The 18,832-nt window shown below is 37.6% G+C and carries 16 protein-coding genes; 12 read left to right on the top strand and 4 right to left on the bottom strand.

Features of this window, described 5'->3' with window-relative positions; all coding sequences use genetic code 11:
• Positions 1–132 precede the first annotated feature (132 nt).
• The 3 genes from rpe to rpsO all read right to left on the bottom strand — a co-directional run bounded on the left by rpe (position 133) and on the right by rpsO (position 4,224).
• On the bottom strand, positions 133–792 hold the full coding sequence (gene rpe / locus CW736_RS02600; protein WP_101012426.1) for a ribulose-phosphate 3-epimerase: 660 nt from the start codon (positions 790–792) through the stop codon (positions 133–135).
• 633 nt (positions 793–1,425) lie between these two features.
• Positions 1,426–3,663 (bottom strand): polyribonucleotide nucleotidyltransferase, encoded by a 2,238-nt coding sequence (locus CW736_RS02590; RefSeq protein ID WP_101012424.1) that lies wholly within the window; start codon positions 3,661–3,663, stop codon positions 1,426–1,428.
• Between the two features lie 291 nt (positions 3,664–3,954).
• Positions 3,955–4,224 (bottom strand): 30S ribosomal protein S15, encoded by a 270-nt coding sequence (rpsO, locus tag CW736_RS02585; protein ID WP_101012423.1) that lies wholly within the window; start codon positions 4,222–4,224, stop codon positions 3,955–3,957.
• A 228-nt stretch (positions 4,225–4,452) separates the two neighbouring features.
• Between rpsO and CW736_RS02580 the strand changes: the two genes are divergently transcribed.
• From CW736_RS02580 to CW736_RS02565, 4 genes are all read left to right on the top strand, one after another.
• Positions 4,453–5,070 (top strand): TIGR04282 family arsenosugar biosynthesis glycosyltransferase, encoded by a 618-nt coding sequence (locus CW736_RS02580; RefSeq protein WP_101012422.1) that lies wholly within the window; start codon positions 4,453–4,455, stop codon positions 5,068–5,070.
• Positions 5,070–5,888, top strand: coding sequence for a purine-nucleoside phosphorylase (locus CW736_RS02575; protein WP_101012421.1), 819 nt, complete (start codon positions 5,070–5,072; stop codon positions 5,886–5,888). The genes CW736_RS02580 and CW736_RS02575 overlap by 1 nt, the downstream gene beginning before the upstream one ends.
• Before the next feature lie 349 nt (positions 5,889–6,237).
• Positions 6,238–6,993, top strand: coding sequence for a DUF547 domain-containing protein (locus CW736_RS02570; RefSeq protein WP_101012420.1), 756 nt, complete (start codon positions 6,238–6,240; stop codon positions 6,991–6,993).
• A gap of 41 nt (positions 6,994–7,034) precedes the next feature.
• Positions 7,035–7,739, top strand: coding sequence for a TIGR04283 family arsenosugar biosynthesis glycosyltransferase (locus CW736_RS02565; protein WP_101012419.1), 705 nt, complete (start codon positions 7,035–7,037; stop codon positions 7,737–7,739).
• Between the two features lie 219 nt (positions 7,740–7,958).
• Here the strand turns inward: CW736_RS02565 and gldA are convergent, their stop codons facing one another.
• A complete protein-coding gene (gldA, locus tag CW736_RS02560; RefSeq protein WP_101012418.1) occupies positions 7,959–8,870 on the bottom strand; it encodes a gliding motility-associated ABC transporter ATP-binding subunit GldA in 912 nt (303 codons plus the stop codon).
• Positions 8,871–9,249: 379 nt separating this feature from the next.
• On the opposite strand from gldA, the gene CW736_RS02555 reads away from it, so the two are divergent.
• The 8 genes from CW736_RS02555 to CW736_RS02520 all read left to right on the top strand — a co-directional run bounded on the left by CW736_RS02555 (position 9,250) and on the right by CW736_RS02520 (position 18,718).
• The gene (locus CW736_RS02555) at positions 9,250–10,062 is read left to right on the top strand and encodes a prephenate dehydratase (protein WP_101012417.1); all 813 of its coding nucleotides are present in this window, start codon (positions 9,250–9,252) and stop codon (positions 10,060–10,062) included.
• Positions 10,059–11,222, top strand: coding sequence for a pyridoxal phosphate-dependent aminotransferase (locus CW736_RS02550; protein ID WP_101012416.1), 1,164 nt, complete (start codon positions 10,059–10,061; stop codon positions 11,220–11,222). Before CW736_RS02555 ends, CW736_RS02550 begins: the two co-directional genes overlap by 4 nt.
• Positions 11,219–12,079: a prephenate dehydrogenase gene (locus tag CW736_RS02545; RefSeq protein WP_101012415.1), complete on the top strand. Its 861-nt coding sequence runs from the start codon at positions 11,219–11,221 to the stop codon at positions 12,077–12,079. The genes CW736_RS02550 and CW736_RS02545 overlap by 4 nt, the downstream gene beginning before the upstream one ends.
• Positions 12,069–13,151: a bifunctional 3-deoxy-7-phosphoheptulonate synthase/chorismate mutase type II gene (locus CW736_RS02540; RefSeq protein WP_101012414.1), complete on the top strand. Its 1,083-nt coding sequence runs from the start codon at positions 12,069–12,071 to the stop codon at positions 13,149–13,151. Before CW736_RS02545 ends, CW736_RS02540 begins: the two co-directional genes overlap by 11 nt.
• Positions 13,152–13,263: 112 nt before the next feature.
• Complete coding sequence (gene rsgA / locus CW736_RS02535; RefSeq protein WP_101012413.1) at positions 13,264–14,271, top strand: ribosome small subunit-dependent GTPase A; 1,008 nt, start codon at positions 13,264–13,266, stop codon at positions 14,269–14,271.
• Positions 14,268–14,717, top strand: a complete 450-nt coding sequence (dtd, locus tag CW736_RS02530; RefSeq protein ID WP_101012412.1) for a D-aminoacyl-tRNA deacylase — start codon at positions 14,268–14,270, stop codon at positions 14,715–14,717. The genes rsgA and dtd overlap by 4 nt, the downstream gene beginning before the upstream one ends.
• A gap of 70 nt (positions 14,718–14,787) precedes the next feature.
• Positions 14,788–16,689 carry a DUF3857 domain-containing protein gene (locus tag CW736_RS02525; protein WP_101012411.1) on the top strand — a complete coding sequence of 634 codons (1,902 nt, stop codon included), beginning with the start codon at positions 14,788–14,790 and terminating at the stop codon, positions 16,687–16,689.
• A gap of 4 nt (positions 16,690–16,693) precedes the next feature.
• On the top strand, positions 16,694–18,718 hold the full coding sequence (locus CW736_RS02520) for a DUF3857 domain-containing protein (RefSeq protein WP_101012410.1): 2,025 nt from the start codon (positions 16,694–16,696) through the stop codon (positions 18,716–18,718).
• The last annotated feature ends 114 nt before the right edge of the window (positions 18,719–18,832 follow it).

The raw sequence follows: 18,832 nt of genomic DNA, 5'->3' as shown, positions 1-18,832 counted from the left end.
TTTGAGTTTAGAAAGTAACACAGGTTTTTCTAATTCACAGGAACCAATAAAAAGTGAAAGAGAGTTATTCAAATAACAAAAATCTTCTATTTATTTTCAGGAAAAGACAGGACCCACTAAACAGCTATTTCTTTATGAATTAGCTAAAGATCTTAAACTCTTAATAGTCACTTCTTGATTTGCAGATTTAAACACATAGCTACCCGCTACTAGAACATCTGCTCCTGCATCTACGAGTTGTCTTGCATTTTTATCAGTCACGCCGCCGTCTATTTCAATAAGTGTAACGCATCCTTTTGCAGTGATCATTTCTTTAAGTCGCGTTACTTTATCATAAGTATTTTCAATAAAGCTTTGCCCGCCAAAACCTGGGTTGACACTCATCAAACATACCATGTCGATATCTTGGATAACGTCTTTTAATAAATCTATTGAAGTATGAGGGTTCAAAGCCACACCAGCTTTCATGCCATGGGATTTGATCAATTGCAATGTTCTATGCAAGTGGGTACAAGCCTCATAATGCACCGTAAGAATGTTACAACCTAGCTGGGCAAAAGTCTCCACATAACGATCTGGATCTACAATCATCAAGTGGCAGTCTATGGTTTTGGTCGCATGTTTTACGATGTCGCGTAATACAGGTATTCCAAAGGAAATATTGGGCACAAAAACACCGTCCATAATATCGATATGAAACCAGTCAGCCTCAGATCTATTGATCATTTCTACATCACGTTGAAGGTTAGCAAAGTCTGCGGCGAGAACAGATGGAGCGATAAGTTTAGACATCTTTTGTTTTTAAAGGTTTTGCAAATTTAGCGTTTTGGAATGGGTTTACTAAGTTAAAATCTTTGAGACTTATTAGGAGCAAACTAAAATTAAAGCTCGAAGGACCGTAAAATTATTTATTTCAGCTTTATTATCTATGTCTACAAAGGTTTTGTATAAGATATGGTTATGTTAAAACAAACTAAACGGAGCTCAATCCATAATAGTTTGATTTAAGTAGTTAAATTGCATTAATAATTGACATCCTATGATTTCAGAAAACAAGGTCATTCTAATTATTTCAAGTATCGCAGCAACATTAATAGGCGTAATGATGGTCCAGAAATTTATAGAGTATGTAGAATTTGATTACTTGTTGTTTCTATGTTTCTTAGTTTTTCTGGCACAGATTTTATTCTATGGCAACAAACTAAAAAAGAAAAAAAATAAATAGCTGCACTTTTGGATTAAAAAAGCCCCTGTAACAAGAAAGTTACAGGGGTTTTTGTTCTTTCCTCTTTCACGAATTCAAACAACAACAACAAACAAAAAAATGCCTCTTGAATGTACAAGAGGCATTTTAAATTTATAACATTATAGCGAGCATTGAGATGTCACACTGAGCTTGTCGAAGTGCTCCCGTAATGTAATTGTTTATTCTTCAGATTTACTTTCAGAAGAACTATCATTATCTCTACGTGGACGGTCGTCACGACGTGGAGCTCTGCGGTCATTATCACGTCTTGGGCGGTCTTCACGTGGACGTGCTGGACGCTCTACCCAACCTTCTGGTTTAGGTAAACATTCCTTACGAGATACTTTTTGCTTCTTCGTACGTGGATCTACACCCATGTATTTCACATCAAGAATATCTCCTACTTTAAGAACGGTAGATGGATCTTCAATACGCTTGTAATCAAACTCACTTACGTGAAGTAAAGTTTCTTTACCTGGCTTTAATTCTACTACAGCACCAAAGTCTAGCATTTTAACAACCTTTACTTCATAGACAGAGCCTACTTCTGGTTCAAAAATGAGATTTCTGATACGTTCTAAAGCAGCTTCAATTTTAGCACGATCTGTACCTGCAATTTCAATGATTCCCATATCGCCATCTTCTTTGATGTTGATAACAGTCTCTGTTTCTTTTTGCATTTCTTGAATTACTTTTCCACCAGGTCCTATAATAGCTCCAATGAATTTGCCTTCAATTTCCATAGATTCCATCTTAGGAGCATGTGACTTCACGTCTGCGGCCGGAGCAGCGATCGTGTCAGTCAGTTTCCCTAGAATGTGCATACGACCATCTCTAGCCTGCATTAAAGCATTAGTAAGGATTTCATAAGAAAGACCTTTTACTTTAATATCCATTTGACAAGCAGTGATACCATCTTCTGTACCAGTTACTTTAAAGTCCATATCTCCTAAGTGATCTTCATCACCTAATATATCAGATAATACGGCATATTTCTCACCATCTGTGATCAATCCCATTGCAATACCAGAAACTGGTTTTTTCATAGGTAGACCTGCATCCATCATAGCCATTGTACCAGCACAAACTGTTGCCATAGAAGAAGAACCGTTAGATTCTAATACTTCAGAAACAATTCTCACGGTATAAGGAAGGTCATCTGGAAGCATTCTTTTCAACGCACGTTGAGCAAGATTTCCATGACCTACTTCACGACGAGAAGTACCACGTAGTGGACGAGCTTCTCCTGTACAGAAAGGAGGGAAGTTGTAATGTAAGTAGAAACGCTCTTCTCCTTCTTGAGAAGCCATGTCGATCACATTAGCATCTCTAGAAGTACCTAAAGTTACTGTTGCTAGTGCTTGAGTTTCTCCACGAGTGAAAATAGCGCTACCATGTGTTGATGGAAGGTAATCTACCTCACACCAGATATCACGTATATCTGTAGACTTACGACCATCTAGACGTATACCCTCATTAAGTAGTACATCACGTACTGCTTTTTTATGGGTCTTATTGAAATACTTGGAGATCATGTCTCCGTTTTCCTTTTGATCTTCCTCAGAGAAGGTAGCTTTGATCTCTTCTTTGATTTCAGAGAAAGCAGCGGTGCGCTCTGCTTTAGCGCTTCCTTTTTTAGCAACATCATAAACTTTTTGGTAAGCAAGTTCTGCTACCTTAGCTTCGATATCTGCATCTTCTTTTTCGCCGTCGTACTCACGTACTACTTTTTTACCTACTTCTTCAGCAAGAGCAATTTGAGCTGCACACTGATCTTTAATAGCTTCGTGAGCGGCTTTGATTGCAGCGATCATATCTTCTTCAGATACTTCACTCATCTCACCTTCTACCATCATTACAGAGTCAGCACTAGCACCTATCATCATCTCAAGGTCAGCTTCAGCAAGCTGAGCATAACTTGGGTTGACTAGAAACTCACCATCTACACGCGCTACACGTACTTCAGAGATCGCACATTCAAATGGAATGTCAGAAAGCTGAATAGCAGCACTTGCAGCAAGACCCGCCATAGCATCTGGCATTACTTCTGGGTCATGAGACATCAATTGAATCATTACCTGTACTTCTGCATGGTAATCTTTAGGGAATAGGGGACGCAATACACGGTCTACAAGACGCATAGTAAGTACTTCTCCATCGTTAGGACGTGCTTCACGTTTGAAGAATCCACCTGGATATTTACCGGCAGCGGCAAATTTCTCACGGTAATCTACAGTAAGTGGAAGGAAATCTAGTCCAGTTGATTTGTAGCCGGATACTACAGTTCCTAGAAGCATTGCTTTTCCACATGTGATCACAACAGATCCATGTGCTTGTTTTGCAAGCGCTCCAGTTTCGATAGTGATATCAGGCCCATTGGCCATTTTGATCACTTGTTTAAAAACTTGTGGTTTCATAAATATAGTTAAACATTAATCTCAAGTTGTGTGTGGTAGAGAAGGTGTTTAGAACTTGAACTTGAACCTGAAATCAAACTTTGAAAATTCAATTTCTATTCGAGCCCTAAGGCTATCGATGGGCGATTCAATGAATAAGAACTGTTACTTTATGAGAAACCAGCTTTTGTTATGTCGCGATGATTTGTTTTAATTCTGCTTTCGCGAAAGCGGAATAGAGATAAGCTCTCTGACTAGATATAGCGTAACGAATACACTAAATAAAAAAGGGGACACGAGGTCCCCAATTTATTACTTTCTAATACCTAATTCCTTAATCAACTCACGATAAGCAACTACGTCTTTCTTCATCTTGTAATCAAGAAGTGAACGACGCTTTCCTACCAATTTCACCAAGCTACGTTCTGTGTTGTAGTCGTGACGGTTGTTTTTAAGGTGCCCTGTTAAATAGTTAATACGGTAAGTAAACAATGCGATTTGTGAATCAGTGTTACCTGTATCGTTTACGGTTTTACCGTGTTTTGCGAAAATTTCCGCTTTTTTTTCTGGTGCTAAATACATGCCAAAATTATTATATAATGAATATTATGTATGTCAGACTCTCTGACGGTGCCTTGAGATTCATTCTCTTAGCGCCTGCAAAAATACGATTAATTAATAAAACCTAGTATGTAATGCGCTTATTTTCAAGAAATCTAAAATAAGGTTCATTAAGGTCACGTTAAATTAGCATGGCTGTCACAAAATCGTGATTAGTTTGCCTTACTATTGTAGTATAAACTTTTTATTTTGTCCACTAAAAACTCCGATTGCCTAATCATTTTCACTCGTAACCCTGAATTAGGTAAAGGGAAAAGACGTCTCGCTGCAACCGTAGGAGATCAAGCGGCCCTGGAGATATACAGCTTTTTATTAGAGCATACTCGTAAGATTACTAAAGACCTTCCACTCACAAAACAGGTGTGGTACAGCGAGCAAGTACATCAAAACGATGCTTGGGACGCTATTATATATGATAAAGACGTACAAAAAGGAGAAGATCTGGGGCTGAGAATGGAAAATGCCTTTAAAACAGCTTTTGAAAATCACGATCACGTCATTATTATAGGATCTGATATGTACGATATGAATCAAGCCGACCTTGAAAAGGCGTTCCAACAATTAGAAACTCATGACGCAGTAATAGGGCCAGCAATAGATGGTGGTTATTATTTGTTAGGATTCACTAAAAAACTGGTCGCAGGAGTTTTTGTAAATAAGGAATGGGGAACAGAAACTGTCCTAGAGAAGACACTTCAGGATCTTAAAAACGTAAATTATGCCACGCTGGATGCTCGTAATGATGTAGATTACTATGAGGATATAAAAGATATTCCAGTATTTCAACCTTTTTTAAAACACATATAATGCTTAGTAAGAAACAACTTGATCAATCTATAGAATATTTAAAATCTCAAGGGTTTGAGGCGCCAGAAGTGGGCATCGTTCTTGGCACAGGACTAGGTCAACTAGGGGATAGTATTGAAAACCAAAAAGTAGCGCACTACAATCAAATACCATCATTCCCATTAGCAACGGTAGAATTTCACTCTGGGAAGTTGATTTATGGAGATCTAGGTGGTAAAAAAGTAGTGGTGATGCAAGGTCGTTTCCATTTGTATGAAGGTTATGATCTTGTGGATATCACTTATCCAATTAGAGTTATGCACGGATTAGGAATTAAAAACCTCTTAGTGTCCAATGCAGCAGGAGCGATCAATCTGGGTATGAAAAAAGGCGACTTGATGCTTATTGAAGATCATATCAATCTACAAGGTGGTAGCCCTTTAGCATTTAAAGGGGTAAGTGAATTTGGCGAGCGATTTACAGATATGAGCGCACCTTATGATAAAGGAATGAACGAGAAGTTAAAAGTTCTTGCAGCAAATCAAGGTATTGCTCTTAAAGAAGGTGTCTATGCTAGTGTGGTAGGACCGCAATTGGAAACCAGAGCAGAATACAGAATGCTTAAAATCTTAGGAGCTGATGCGGTAGGAATGAGTACGGTGCCAGAAATTATAGTCGCAAATCATTTGAATCTTCCTGTAAGTGCCATTTCTGTGCTGACAGATGAATGTGATCCAGAAAACTTAGAGCCAGTTAATATCAATGACATCATTGAAATAGCAGGAAAAGCAGAGCCTAAAATGGTAGCTTTATTCAAAGGCCTGATCGAGCTGCTTTAATTCTAGTTTTATGTATACCTGTTACAGCCTCGTTAATTGTTACCATTGTGCGATGGCTTCTTAGTACTTTTAAAGAAATGCCTCTATGGAAGATTGCTTTTCTTTATGTTTTTGCACTTAAAACAGAAGTTGAGATCTCCATTGTTGGAACCAAAAGCTAAACACTACCACATGAAATACATTGTCATATTATACCAATTTGTTTTTTAAATGACGTATTAAAAAATTGAATTATTTTTTATCCAGTTTAGGAATAAAATCTAAGCATAGCATTAGCTACGGTTCTATTTTAAGACGACAAATGGGTGAAAAACAAACTAATTTTATGCGGCATTTGAAAGATAAATAGGTGTTAGTACTTATCGCGTTAACAGCATCATGTATAGGTGGGGGAGATCTTTACCACCAAACCTTGGCAGAAAATCAAGTGATACCTTCTGATAAAGGGCGACTGGACCACCATAAATGGGACCTGTTGCTTAAGAAGTATGTAGACTCTGATGGTTTTGTAGATTATCAAGGCTTTAAAGGACAGGAAGAGGAGTTGAAAGAATATTTGGATTACCTCAATGAGAATCCGCCGCAGAAGTCGTGGGGCATCAACGAGCAATTTGCTTATTATATAAATCTTTACAATTCAAATACCGTATATATTATTTTGATCAATGACCTGCCTGATAGCATCAAGGATATCGATGGGCCATTGGGGCAAGTATGGTTAAAGAAATTTATTAAAGTAGACGACAAAGAGTATTCTCTTGCAGCAGTAGAAAAAAATGTGCTTCAAAAAATGGGTGATGCAAGGATACATTTTGCTATTAATTGCGCCAGTTATTCTTGTCCTAAGTTACAAAACACTGCCTTTACAGCAGCTAATGTGAATGCGCTTATGGATAAAAGCGCAAAAGAGTTGATCAATTCAGATAAAAATGATCTTACCGATCCCAATCATCCTAATTTGAGTTCTATCTTCAGTTTTTACCCTAAAGACTTTACAAGGAACGGATTGACTCTACCGGCATATATCAATCAATATGCGAATACTGAGATTGCAGAAAAAGAAGAATACTCCTACATCGCCTACGATTGGTCTTTAAACAAGTAAAAATAAAACTCAACGTTGAGGTCTTACGTATATTTGATGGTATGATAAGCATTATCATTCCGGTTCTCAATGAAGAATCATCTATTTTAAAGTTACTACATCACCTTCAAGAGTATGCACAAGAGGCAAATTCTTTAGAGGTAATTGTAGTAGATGGAGGTAGTACTGATGCCACTGTTCAACTAGTTGCCGACTACGCTTTGCTACAAAATAAGTGTGTCGTTAAAGTTGTGTCTTCAGAAAAGGGACGTGGCAAGCAAATGCATTATGGCTCAACAATCGCAACCGGCGAATTCCTGTATTTTCTTCACGCAGATTCCTGCCCGCCTAGCAATTATGACGCACATATTACAAAGGCAGTTAAAGACGGGAACCCGGCGGGTTGTTTTAGAATGAAGTTTAAAAGCAGGCATCCATGGTTAATAATCATAGGTTGGTTCACTAGGTTTTCATGGAAAGCTGGTCGAGGAGGCGATCAATCTCAATATATTACTCGTGAACTTTATGATCAAATAGGAGGCTATAATACTGAGATTCCTATTTACGAGGATTATGATTTGATCACAAGGCTTTACGAACGCGACCAGTATTATGTGATCCCAAAATGGTTGACAACTAGCGCTAGGCGTTACCATGATAAAGGCGTTTTTAGCTTGCAGTGGTTTTATATTCAGATTTACTGGAAAAAGTATCGCGGGGCATCCATTGATGAAATTTATCAGTATTATTTAATTAAATGTAGTTGATATTTTATAGAAATCATTTCAGCAGATAGACTAGTTCTAAAAACTGTCATTTCATCAAAAATTAATGATTATGAAGATGGTATTCAGTTTCAATGTTCCTTGGGAATCAGTGATATTAACGGGATTATTACAAGAGATTTAAAAGATTTTAAACACTCCACCATTCCTGTATTTGCTCCAGAAGAAGGGCTTTTTTAATTTTAACTCATAGACTCACAGCTACTCTTTCGTCAACTCCGTAAACATCGTCTCCAGATTCTTATTTCTCTTATTAAGTGATAAGATCTTCAACTCATGATCATGAGCAAAGTCAAACACGGCACTGCGCATGTCTTCTTTTGTTTCAAATCGCAAGCTGTAATGAAAACCAGGTATATTGATGAGGTCGGTAACTTCTCTAACTCGGTCGATTTGTTGTAACAATTCAGGCTCTACTTTATAGTCAAATTCTACTTCAATCATTTGCGCCGCATCGCTTTTTAAATTTTTTAGGTAATCGTCTGCGACTATTTTTCCTTTATTGATAATGATCACTCGATCGCACATAGCTTCTACTTCTTGCATGATGTGGGTAGAGAGTAAAATGGTCGTGTTTTTGCCTACTTTTCTAATCAGCTGGCGTATTTCTACCAGTTGGTTGGGGTCAAGGCCTGTGGTGGGCTCGTCCAGAATTAATACTTTTGGGCGGTGCAGCAGCGCATTTGCCAGTCCTACACGTTGCTTATAACCTTTAGAAAGTTCTTGAATCTTTTTACCTACATGAGAAGTCAGTCCAGTTTCTTCAATCACTTCGTCTATTCGCTTTTTAGAATCGGTTAATTTATAAACTTCTGCACTAAAAGAAAGATACTCCTTCACATACATATCTGGATACAGCGGATTGTTCTCTGGAAGGTAACCGATTGACTTTTGCACCTCACGTTGCTCCTCAACCACATCATAACCGTTGACGCTTGCCGTTCCTTCATTAGCATTCAAATAGGTGGTGAGAATGCGCATCATAGTAGATTTACCGGCACCATTAGGGCCTAAAAAACCTACTATTTCTCCACTTTTAATGGAAAAACTAACTTTGTCCAGCGCTTTTTGCTGCCCGTAATATTTGGAAATTGTACTTACTTCTATAGACATAATACCATTTATAATTTAAAAATATGGTGTTGGAATTTGAAACAAATTGCCACTGTAATTTTAATTTCAACATGATGTATTGTAAAGATATGAAATGTAACGATTCAAAAGTCTGTTTTTTGATCCGCTTTCGCGAAAGCGAGAACAGTTCAAATACCCTACTATAACGATAGAGTTATATTTTACACATAAAAGTCTTTAAAAAAGAAGAGTTTTATAAAAATCTATTTTACATTCGCTTATCATTATGACGACAACAACCTATTTCTGGTACGGATATTACTTCTATTTTATGGAAGCAAGGACGGTATTGTAATAATTGAAAAATATATTCAACAATAAAGTCCTGATCTGATCAGGACTTTTTTTTTACTCAAAAATGAAAATAGCTATTCAAGGAGTTCAAGGTTCTTACCATCATCAAGTGGCAAGTCATTTATATGGAGAGGTTTCTTTGCAGGAGTGTAGTTCCTTCGATCAGCTGGCTATGGCTGTGGCAAACGGCGATGCAGATAAAGGGGTTATGGCTATAGGAAATTCTATTGCTGGAAGTATTCTACCTAATTACAGTTTGATTAAGGAACAAAAACTAACCATAACTGGGGAGTTTTACCTGAATATCAACCACCAATTGATGGCGCTGCACGGTCAGAAAATCGCAGCTATTGATGAGGTACAGTCACATCCTATGGCATTATTGCAGTGCCAACCTTTTTTTAGAAAACACCAACACATCAAGCTGGTAGAAACAGATGATACTGCTGCAGCGGCTTGTAGAATAGCAAAAGATAAAAAACGCGGGGTTGCTGCCATTGCATCTGCCTACGCGGCAAAGCTTTACGGGTTAAAAATAATAGGAAATCATATACAGCAAGTAAAGAAGAATACTACCAGATTTGTGGTGGTAGAAAAAACAGATCGGCAGATAGAAAATGCCAATAAAGCGACCATTCATTTTACAACTGGGCATCAAGCTGGCAGTTTGGGAAAGGTCCTCACCGCATTGGGTGGCTTGAACATCAACCTTTCTAAAATACAATCGTTACCTCTAATCGAAAAGCCTTTTTTATTCTCCTTTGTTGCAGATCTTGAGTTTGAGGACCTACTTCAATTGGAGGCGGCACAATTAGAAATAGGGATTCTTGTGGAATCCTTGGAGGTTTTAGGAGTTTATAAATCACATAAGCCATGATACCAGCGGCTAACCGACTAGATAGCGTTCAAGAATATTACTTTGCAACAAAGTTGCGTGAGGTGAGAAATTTACTCTTATCAGGTAAACCTATTATCAATGCTGGAATAGGCAACCCAGACTTATTGCCTCCTAAACATGTAGTGCCAGCACTTGCAGCTGCCTTGCAAGACCCTAGCGCTCACGGTTACCAAAGTTATTTAGGATTGCCAGAATTGAGAATTGCCATGGCTAGCTTTTATAAAAAGCAATACCAAGTGGGTTTAGATCCAGATTCAGAAATCATACCCTTAATGGGAAGTAAAGAAGGTATTCTTCATATTTCCATGGCTTTTTTAAATCCTGGAGACGAGGTGTTGATTCCAAATCCTGGATATCCTACTTATGCGAGTGCGACTAAATTATGTGAAGCAACTCCTATATCTTATGATCTTGTAGCTGAGCATCATTGGATGCCTGATTTTGAGGCCTTAGAACAATTAGATTTAAGCAAGGTAAAAATTATGTGGACTAATTATCCACATATGCCTACAGGTGCGGCGGGTTCCATACAGGTTTTTGAACGTCTAATTGCGTTTGCAAAGAAGCACCATATATTACTTGTGAATGATAACCCCTACAGTTGTGTAGGTTATGAAAATAAGATAAGTATCCACCAGGTTACAGGAGCAAAAGAGGTAGCTTTAGAACTCAATTCCATCAGTAAAACATACAATATGGCAGGCTGGCGGTTAGGAATGCTCGCTGGAAAAGCAGAGGTGATAAAGGAGGTTCTTAAAGTAAAAACCAATATGGATAGCGGTATGTTTTACGGGGTACAGAAAGGGGCTATTGCTGCTTTAGAAACAGATAACAGCTGGCTAGAAAACCAAAATAACATTTACAAAAAGCGTCGGCTTTTAACTATGGAACTGGCCATGTCTTTACACTTGCAACCTCAGGTGCAATCTGGCGGCTTGTTCGTTTGGTGTAAGTTGCCAGATGGGGGAAAAGACGACAAGGCATTTGTAGATCACTTGCTTTATGAGCACCATATTTTTATTGCTCCGGGGAGTGTTTTTGGAAGTAATGGAACAGGCTATGTTCGTTTTTCGCTTTGTGTAAAAGAAGAACTAATAAAAGAAATGATAGAAAGGCTTTCCAAAAAAGTAGAAGCATGAAAAACATCTTTCTAATAGGAACTGGGTTGATAGGGGGCTCGATGCTTATGGATTTGCGCAGGCATTATCCAGAGGCTGTTTTGTACGGCATTGATAAAGATCAACTACATGCCCAAAAAGCAAAAGAAAATGGAATTATCGACCAAATCGCAAAACTGGAAGACTTAAAAATTGCAGATCTGGTGATCGTTTCTATTCCTGTAGATGCAACTTTAAAAGTATTGCCTCAGGTGCTGGATGTAATTCTTGAAAACGCCTTGGTTATTGATGTAGGCTCTACTAAAGGAGCGATTTGTGATGGCGTAGCAACTCATAAAAATAGAAGCCAGTTTCTAGCAGCACACCCTATTGCGGGAACCGAATTTTCTGGACCAGATGCGGCAATAGCTAATTTATTTGTCAAGAAAACCATAATTGTATGTGAGGTAGAGAAAACCTCTTCTAAATTGCAAGAAATTGCAAAACTGATCTTTGATCATCTGGGAATGAGAGTGCGGTACATGACACCTGCGGCTCACGACCGGCATATTGCTTACGTGTCTCATTTATCTCACATATCTAGTTTTATGTTGGGAAAGACGGTGATACAGGAGGAAGAAAATGAGCGGGATATCTTTGATCTCGCCGGCAGCGGATTTGAAAGTACCGTACGACTGGCAAAGAGTTCGCCGGCCATGTGGACGCCTATATTTGCACAGAATAAAGAGCATGTTTTGGCTAGTTTGGATGGCTATATTGAGAATTTGTCTCGCTTTCGCGAAAGCGTAAAAAACGACGATCACAGTGCCATATTTAATGATATGGAACAAACAAATAGAATTAAAACGATACTGAAAGGAATTGAAAATGGAAAATAAGAAGGAATTCAGAAACTGGTTAGACGCTCACCAACTGGAGCATCCCATAGTTATTGCTGGACCATGCAGCGCAGAAACAGAAGGCCAAGTGCTTAAAATTGCACATGAGTTAAAAGATACGGACGTTACTTACTTACGTGCAGGAATATGGAAGCCTAGAACACGCCCAGGAAACTTTGAAGGAGTAGGAGCTATGGGTCTTAAATGGCTGCAAAAGGCAAAAGCTGAAACAGGTCTTTTAACCGCCACAGAAGTAGCAAACCGAGCTCACGTAGAGTTGGCTTTAGAACATGACATAGACCTTTTATGGATAGGTGCTCGATCTACTGTTAGTCCATTTATTGTTCAAGAAATTGCTGATGCGTTACAAGGAACGGATAAGGTAGTGCTGGTAAAAAATCCAGTAAATCCTGATCTGGCTTTGTGGATAGGGGCTGTGGAACGTTTGCATACGGCAAACATCAAGAAATTAGGAGTGATCCATAGAGGCTTCTCTACTTATGATAAATCAAAATACCGCAACAATCCAGAATGGCAAATAGCGGTAGATTTCCAGACGAAGTATCCAGATATTCCATTGATTTGTGATCCTTCACATATTACCGGAAAAAGAGATATGATTCTTGAAGTTTCTCAAACCGCTCTCGACTTAAACTTTGACGGATTGATGATTGAAACACATTATGACCCAGATAATGCTTGGAGCGATGCTGCTCAACAAGTAACACCAACCGCCTTGATGCAAATTTTTAAAGATTTGCGTATTAGAAAAGAGCAAGATGATGAAGCTGGATACCAATCTAAATTAGGTGTTTTAAGGGCTCAAATAGATGTGATCGACAATTCTATTATTAAAACATTAGGTAAGAGAATGAAAACTGCAGACGCGATTGGTGCTTTGAAAAAAGAACGTAACGTAGCTATTTTGCAATCCAAAAGATGGAATGAGATTCTTGGTAAAATGATATTGGATGGACAGGAACACGGATTAAGTGAAGAGTTTATTCTCCGGGTTTTTAAAGCCGTGCATCAAGAATCTATTATACACCAAGAAAAGGTGATTAATAATTAATTATAAGGATTAAAAAAAGGGGCAGAATTAATTCTACCCCTTTTTATTTTCAAACCCTCTACTACCTCTAAAAACCTTAATTTTGTTTGATGAAGAACACACAACTCGATTAATGACTGGAACCGTATATAGATCTACTGGAAGTTGGTATGAAGTAAAAGGCACTGACGGTGCATTTTACTCCTGTAGGATAAAGGGTAAATTCCGTTTGCAAGGAATTAAAAGCACCAATCCTGTTGCTGTAGGGGATCAAGTAGATTTTGAAATTGAGAAAAAAGGAGATGAAGAAATAGGGATCATTAATGTGATTCATGAACGTGACAATTACATCGTCAGGAAGTCGGTGAATTTATCAAAGCAAACACATATTATTGCGGCAAATATAGATCAGGTATTCTTACTGGTGACCTTAAACAATCCGCCTACGTTTACTTCTTTTATTGACCGAGTTCTAGTCACTGCTGAAGCCTATCATATTCCTGTAGTACTTGCTTTTAACAAAGTAGACACCTATAACGACGATCAAGGCGATGTCATTATCGACCCAGAAACTGGAGAAGAATTACTTACCATGACAGAGCTGGATGAGGTAAGGTACTTGATGAGCCTTTATAAATCTATAGGTTATGAATGTATAGCCATAAGTGCTGAGACGGGTAAGAACATCGATTTAATTAAAGAAAAGATGAAAGGCAAGACCAGCATGTTTGCCGGTCATAGTGGTGCTGGAAAAAGCACCCTAGCTAATGCGGTGCAGCCTGGATTGCAGTTAAAAACCAAACAAATCTCAGAACAACACAAGCAGGGACAACATACCACTACGTTTGCAGAGATGTTTGATTTGGACTTTGGCGCACGTTTAATTGACACCCCAGGTGTCAAAGGCTTTGGGGTAGTAGATATGGAAAAAGAGGAAATAGGTGATTATTTCCCTGAAATCTACGAGTTGAAGCAGCAATGTAAATTTCACAATTGCATGCATATAGAAGAACCTAAATGTGCGGTAAAAGAGGCTGTGGAAAATGGCAATATGGTCGTGAGCCGTTACGAGAGTTATGTACAAATCATCAAAGGTGATGAAGATAATTACCGTCAGGATAAACATCAAATACAACCGTGAGAATAGTCGTTCAAAGAGTTAGTGAAGCAAGTGTAACTATAGATGGAACTGTTCATGGAGCCATTAAAAAAGGCTTGCTTATTTTATTAGGTATTACCCATGAAGACGGGCAAGAAGACATCGACTGGCTGGTCGGTAAAACAGTAGGCATGAGGATTTTCTCTGATGCAAACGACAAGATGAATTTAAGCATTCAAGATATGGATGCAGAGGTCTTAGTCATTTCCCAATTCACCTTATTTGCCAGCACAAAAAAGGGCAACCGTCCTAGTTATACAGAGGCTGCAAGACCAGAGGTAGCCGTGCCTTTATACGATGCTTTTATAAGCACGCTTTCGCGAAATCTGAACAAAGAAATAGCTGCTGGAATATTTGGAGCTGATATGAAAGTACAATTGATCAATGACGGTCCGGTGACTATTATATTGGATAGTAAAGGCAGATAATCTATTTTTTGGGTTATCAAAAGGTAATTTTGATGGGAAGTACCTCAAAAATCACTTTCTTTGGTCTTGTATGAAAAATATTACTATTCTAGCTGTTTGTCTTTTAGTGTTTCAACTAGCTTTATCGCAAGAAGAGCTGTTTACATCTTTCACTATTCCAGATCCATTAAAAGTAAATGCAAATGCAGTCATAAGAAAAAATGACGTCACCATAATTATCAATGATTATGACGACGTTGACATTGAGACTGATAGAATAGTGACCGTATTCAACGAGTCTGGAATGCGTGATATTCAAGCCATAGAGTCCTATGACGCTAACAGGCGTATTAAGAAAATGAATGCGGTTATTTACAATAGTTTTGGAGCTGAAACTAAAGAAATTAGAAAAAATGATTTTAATGATCAAAGTGCTGTTTCAAGCGGGACATTATATAGTGATAACAGGGTTAAGTATTTAAATTACCTACCCATAGACTACCCTTTTACCATTCATTATACATCTACTCTACAATTGAAATCAACCGCTTTTATACCTAGTTGGTCACCTGTGGAATACTTTCATACCAGCACAGAGTCTTCTACTTACAAAGTTATTAATAACTCTGATGTAGAGGTTAAATTTAAGGAGTCTCATCTAGAAGATTTTTCCATCGAAAAATTAGGGTTTTTAAACTATAAAGCAACAGATATACCAGCGATAAAATCAGAGGTATATAGTCCAGACTTTCATACTTATGGTCCTTTAGTGAAAGTCGCTTTACAAAGATTCAGCATGGAAGGTGTGGAAGGGAGCAACGAGGAGTGGACTGATTTTGGTAAATGGATGAATGATAATTTGCTCCACGATGTAGGGGACCTAAGTGATGACGTCAGAGAAGAGATTAAAACACTTACCTCAGGAGCAACAACGGATATTGAAAAAGCAAAAATAGTATATCAATATATGCAAGATCGATCCCGTTATATAAGCGTCCAAGTAGGAATAGGTGGGTGGAAACCTATAAGTGCAACAGAGGTTCATACACTAGCATATGGCGATTGTAAGGGATTGTCCAATTATGCAAAAGCGTTGATGCATGAAGTAGGTGTGAAGGCAAATTATGCTGTTATTTATGGAGGTTCAAACATTAGAAATATAGATAAGTCGTTTTCCTCCACACAGGGGAACCATGTCGTCCTAGTACTTCCAAAGTTAAACGGAGAAAAAGATGTTTGGCTAGAGTGTACCAGCAAAACAAATCCTTTTGGATTTATAGCTGGATTTACCGACGATAGAGATGCTTTGGTGATAACAGATGATGGCGGTGAGATCGTACATACCACGGTGTATCCCACAGAGGGAAATTTGCAATATGCTGAAGCTCAGATAGAATTAAAAGCAGATGGCAGCCTAACTGGAGCCATCAAGCAACAGGTAAGTGGGTATCAGTACTCTTTTAAAGATCAACTGGATGGATATTCAAATAAGGAATTAAAATCTTATTACCAGCAATATTGGGATCATTTGAATGGAGTATCTGTTATAAGTCATCTTTTAAATAACGATAAGGATAAAGTATTGTACACGGAAGAATTGGAAGTTGAGGTAGATAAATACAGTTCTAAAGCTGGAGATTTACTCTTATTTCAACCAGTGGTATTTAATCGTACAACGGCCATTCCTAAAAAGATGGTAGATAGGAAATTAGATTTTGAAATTGATCGAGGTTATATAGATAAAGATCATTATTTCATTAAAACCCCATTAGAATACAAAATAGACGTCATGCCAGAATCGGTAGAAATAGATACTAAATTTGGTCACTATTCACTCAAGATTATTGCAAAGGAAGATGGAGTTATAGAGGTAAAAAGAGAATTAATGATGAAGAATGGAAAATTTACTAGTGGAGATTACTCTAGCTACAGATCTTTCAGAAAAAAAATAGCTAAAGCAGATCAATCAAAAGGAATAATTAAATTAAAATAAGGAAATGAAAAAATACTTAGGGATTCTTATCATCACACTTTTATCGATTCAAATAAACGCTCAAGATTTAGAGTATGGAGAAGTAGAAGCTATAGATTTTACTTTAGAAGCAAAGTATGTTAAAGAACAGCCAGACGCGGTGGTGATATTAAAAAAAGAGCACATCGATTTTAGCATTAGTCAACAAAGTGGTCTTACTCAAACTAGAACAATACACGAGAGGATAAAAATCAATAATGAAGCTGGTTTGGCATACGCTACAAAGCAGGTTCCATTATATGTGAATGATGGTAGTAAAGCTGAAAAGTTTAAAAACTTGGAAGCGGCAACCTATAATTTAATTGATGGTGAAGTAAAAAGGAAAAAACTCAGAAAATCTGGAGTGTTTGAGGAAGATACGAGCGATCAACTTAGAGTTATATCATTTACAATGCCCGATGCAAAAACAGGGTCAGTAATAGAATATACCTACGAGATCGAATCGCCGTATGCTGTAATTGATGATATAATTCTTCAATATGCGGTACCTATCTTAAATATAGATGTAAGAATGGTATGGTTGGACCGTTTCAAATATCAAATGCATTATAATCCTAGAGCAAAGTATATCCCTAAAATTGATTTTAATGTTGGTAAAACTGAGTATACTAAAAGCTCATCTGAACGATCTAATGATTATATAAGTAACACTAGCTTTAGCAGTAGTACTTATGAATTAAGCACTCGTATCATAGAATTTAAGGACTTCAATATTCCTGCCCTTAAGCCAGAGCCTATGGCTGGAAATATGAATAATTACAGATCAGAAATTATTATTGAATTAATATCCAGCACACAGTCTCGTGGTGGTTTTAATGAATACTCTAGTACTTGGGAGGTAGTTTCTTCCAATATTTTGGGGAGTAAAAACTTTGGGGAGCAGTTAAATTCTTCGGGTTTTTTTGAGGATGATTTAGAAGCACTAATTAAAGATTTGAAGACCAATAAAGAAAAGACAGAGGCCATTTTAAACTTTGTCAAAAGAAAGGTGAAATGGGATGGTTATTACGGTAAATATGCAAAAAATGGAGTGAAAGATGCTTTCGAAGAAGGATCTGGGAATGTGGGAGATATTAACCTATTACTAGTTGCCATGCTTAATAATGCGGGAATAGACGCATCTCCAGTTTTGGTGAGCACTAAAGATAACGGAATTCCGTTTTTCCCGACTCAAGACGGTTTTAATTATGTTATAGCACATGTGCAAGATGGAGACAACACCTATTTGCTAGACGCTACTGAAGAGCACACTGCCTTAAACGTCTTACCTTTAAGGGTTATGAACTGGCAAGGAAGGTTAATAGCAGAAGAGGGAAAATCTAAATGGATACCATTATTTCCAAGCAAGGAATCCAAAGAAATAACATTGATTAGTGGGGTGTTTAATGCCGATAATGAAGTTGATGTTACCGTTCAAAAAAGGTTGACTAAATATTTAGCTTTGAATCTGCGTAAGAAATACTCAGATTCAAAATTGACTGCAATGCAAAGCAGTTTGAATAGTGGAGATGATAGTATGGAGATTTCAAATATAGAAACTCAAAATATGGATATAGATGATGCTCCTCTCTTGGTTTCATTTGATGGAACTGTTACTAGTGCCGCAGAGAATATAGGAGGTAAGCTGTTTGTTACACCATTGCTGCATGAAGCTAATGAAGAGAATCCTTTCAAATTAGAAAAGCGTTTGCATCCTTTAGATTTAAGTTATCCAGTTTCGACTAAAACTATTGTGAATTTAAAAATCCCGGATGGCTTCGTTGTAGAGACCATGCCTGAAAGTGTCAAATTTGTTTATAATGATGGGCTAGGAACTTACACGTATACGGTTGATGAAGCTAATGGCTTCATAAGTACTGTGGCAGACTTTGATTTAAATATTTATCTGATCGAGCCGGAAAACTATGAGTCTTTCAGAGAATTTTTTATTTCTATGGTAGAAAAAGACGCAGAAAAAATAGTCTTAAGAAAGATCGGAAAGAAGAATTGAGGTATCGCAGTTGCTTTTGTCGAGATAAAGTCCAAGAAGTACGGTGTTTTAATGGACGAGCTACTATTTGATTGCTTTTGAATAGGTAGTGGTAACTAGTATTGTACATAAATT

It is taken from the genome of Nonlabens sp. MB-3u-79 (assembly GCF_002831625.1).
Taxonomy (GTDB): Bacteria; Bacteroidota; Bacteroidia; order Flavobacteriales; family Flavobacteriaceae; genus Nonlabens.
This window is presented reverse-complemented; position numbering and strand designations above follow the sequence as displayed.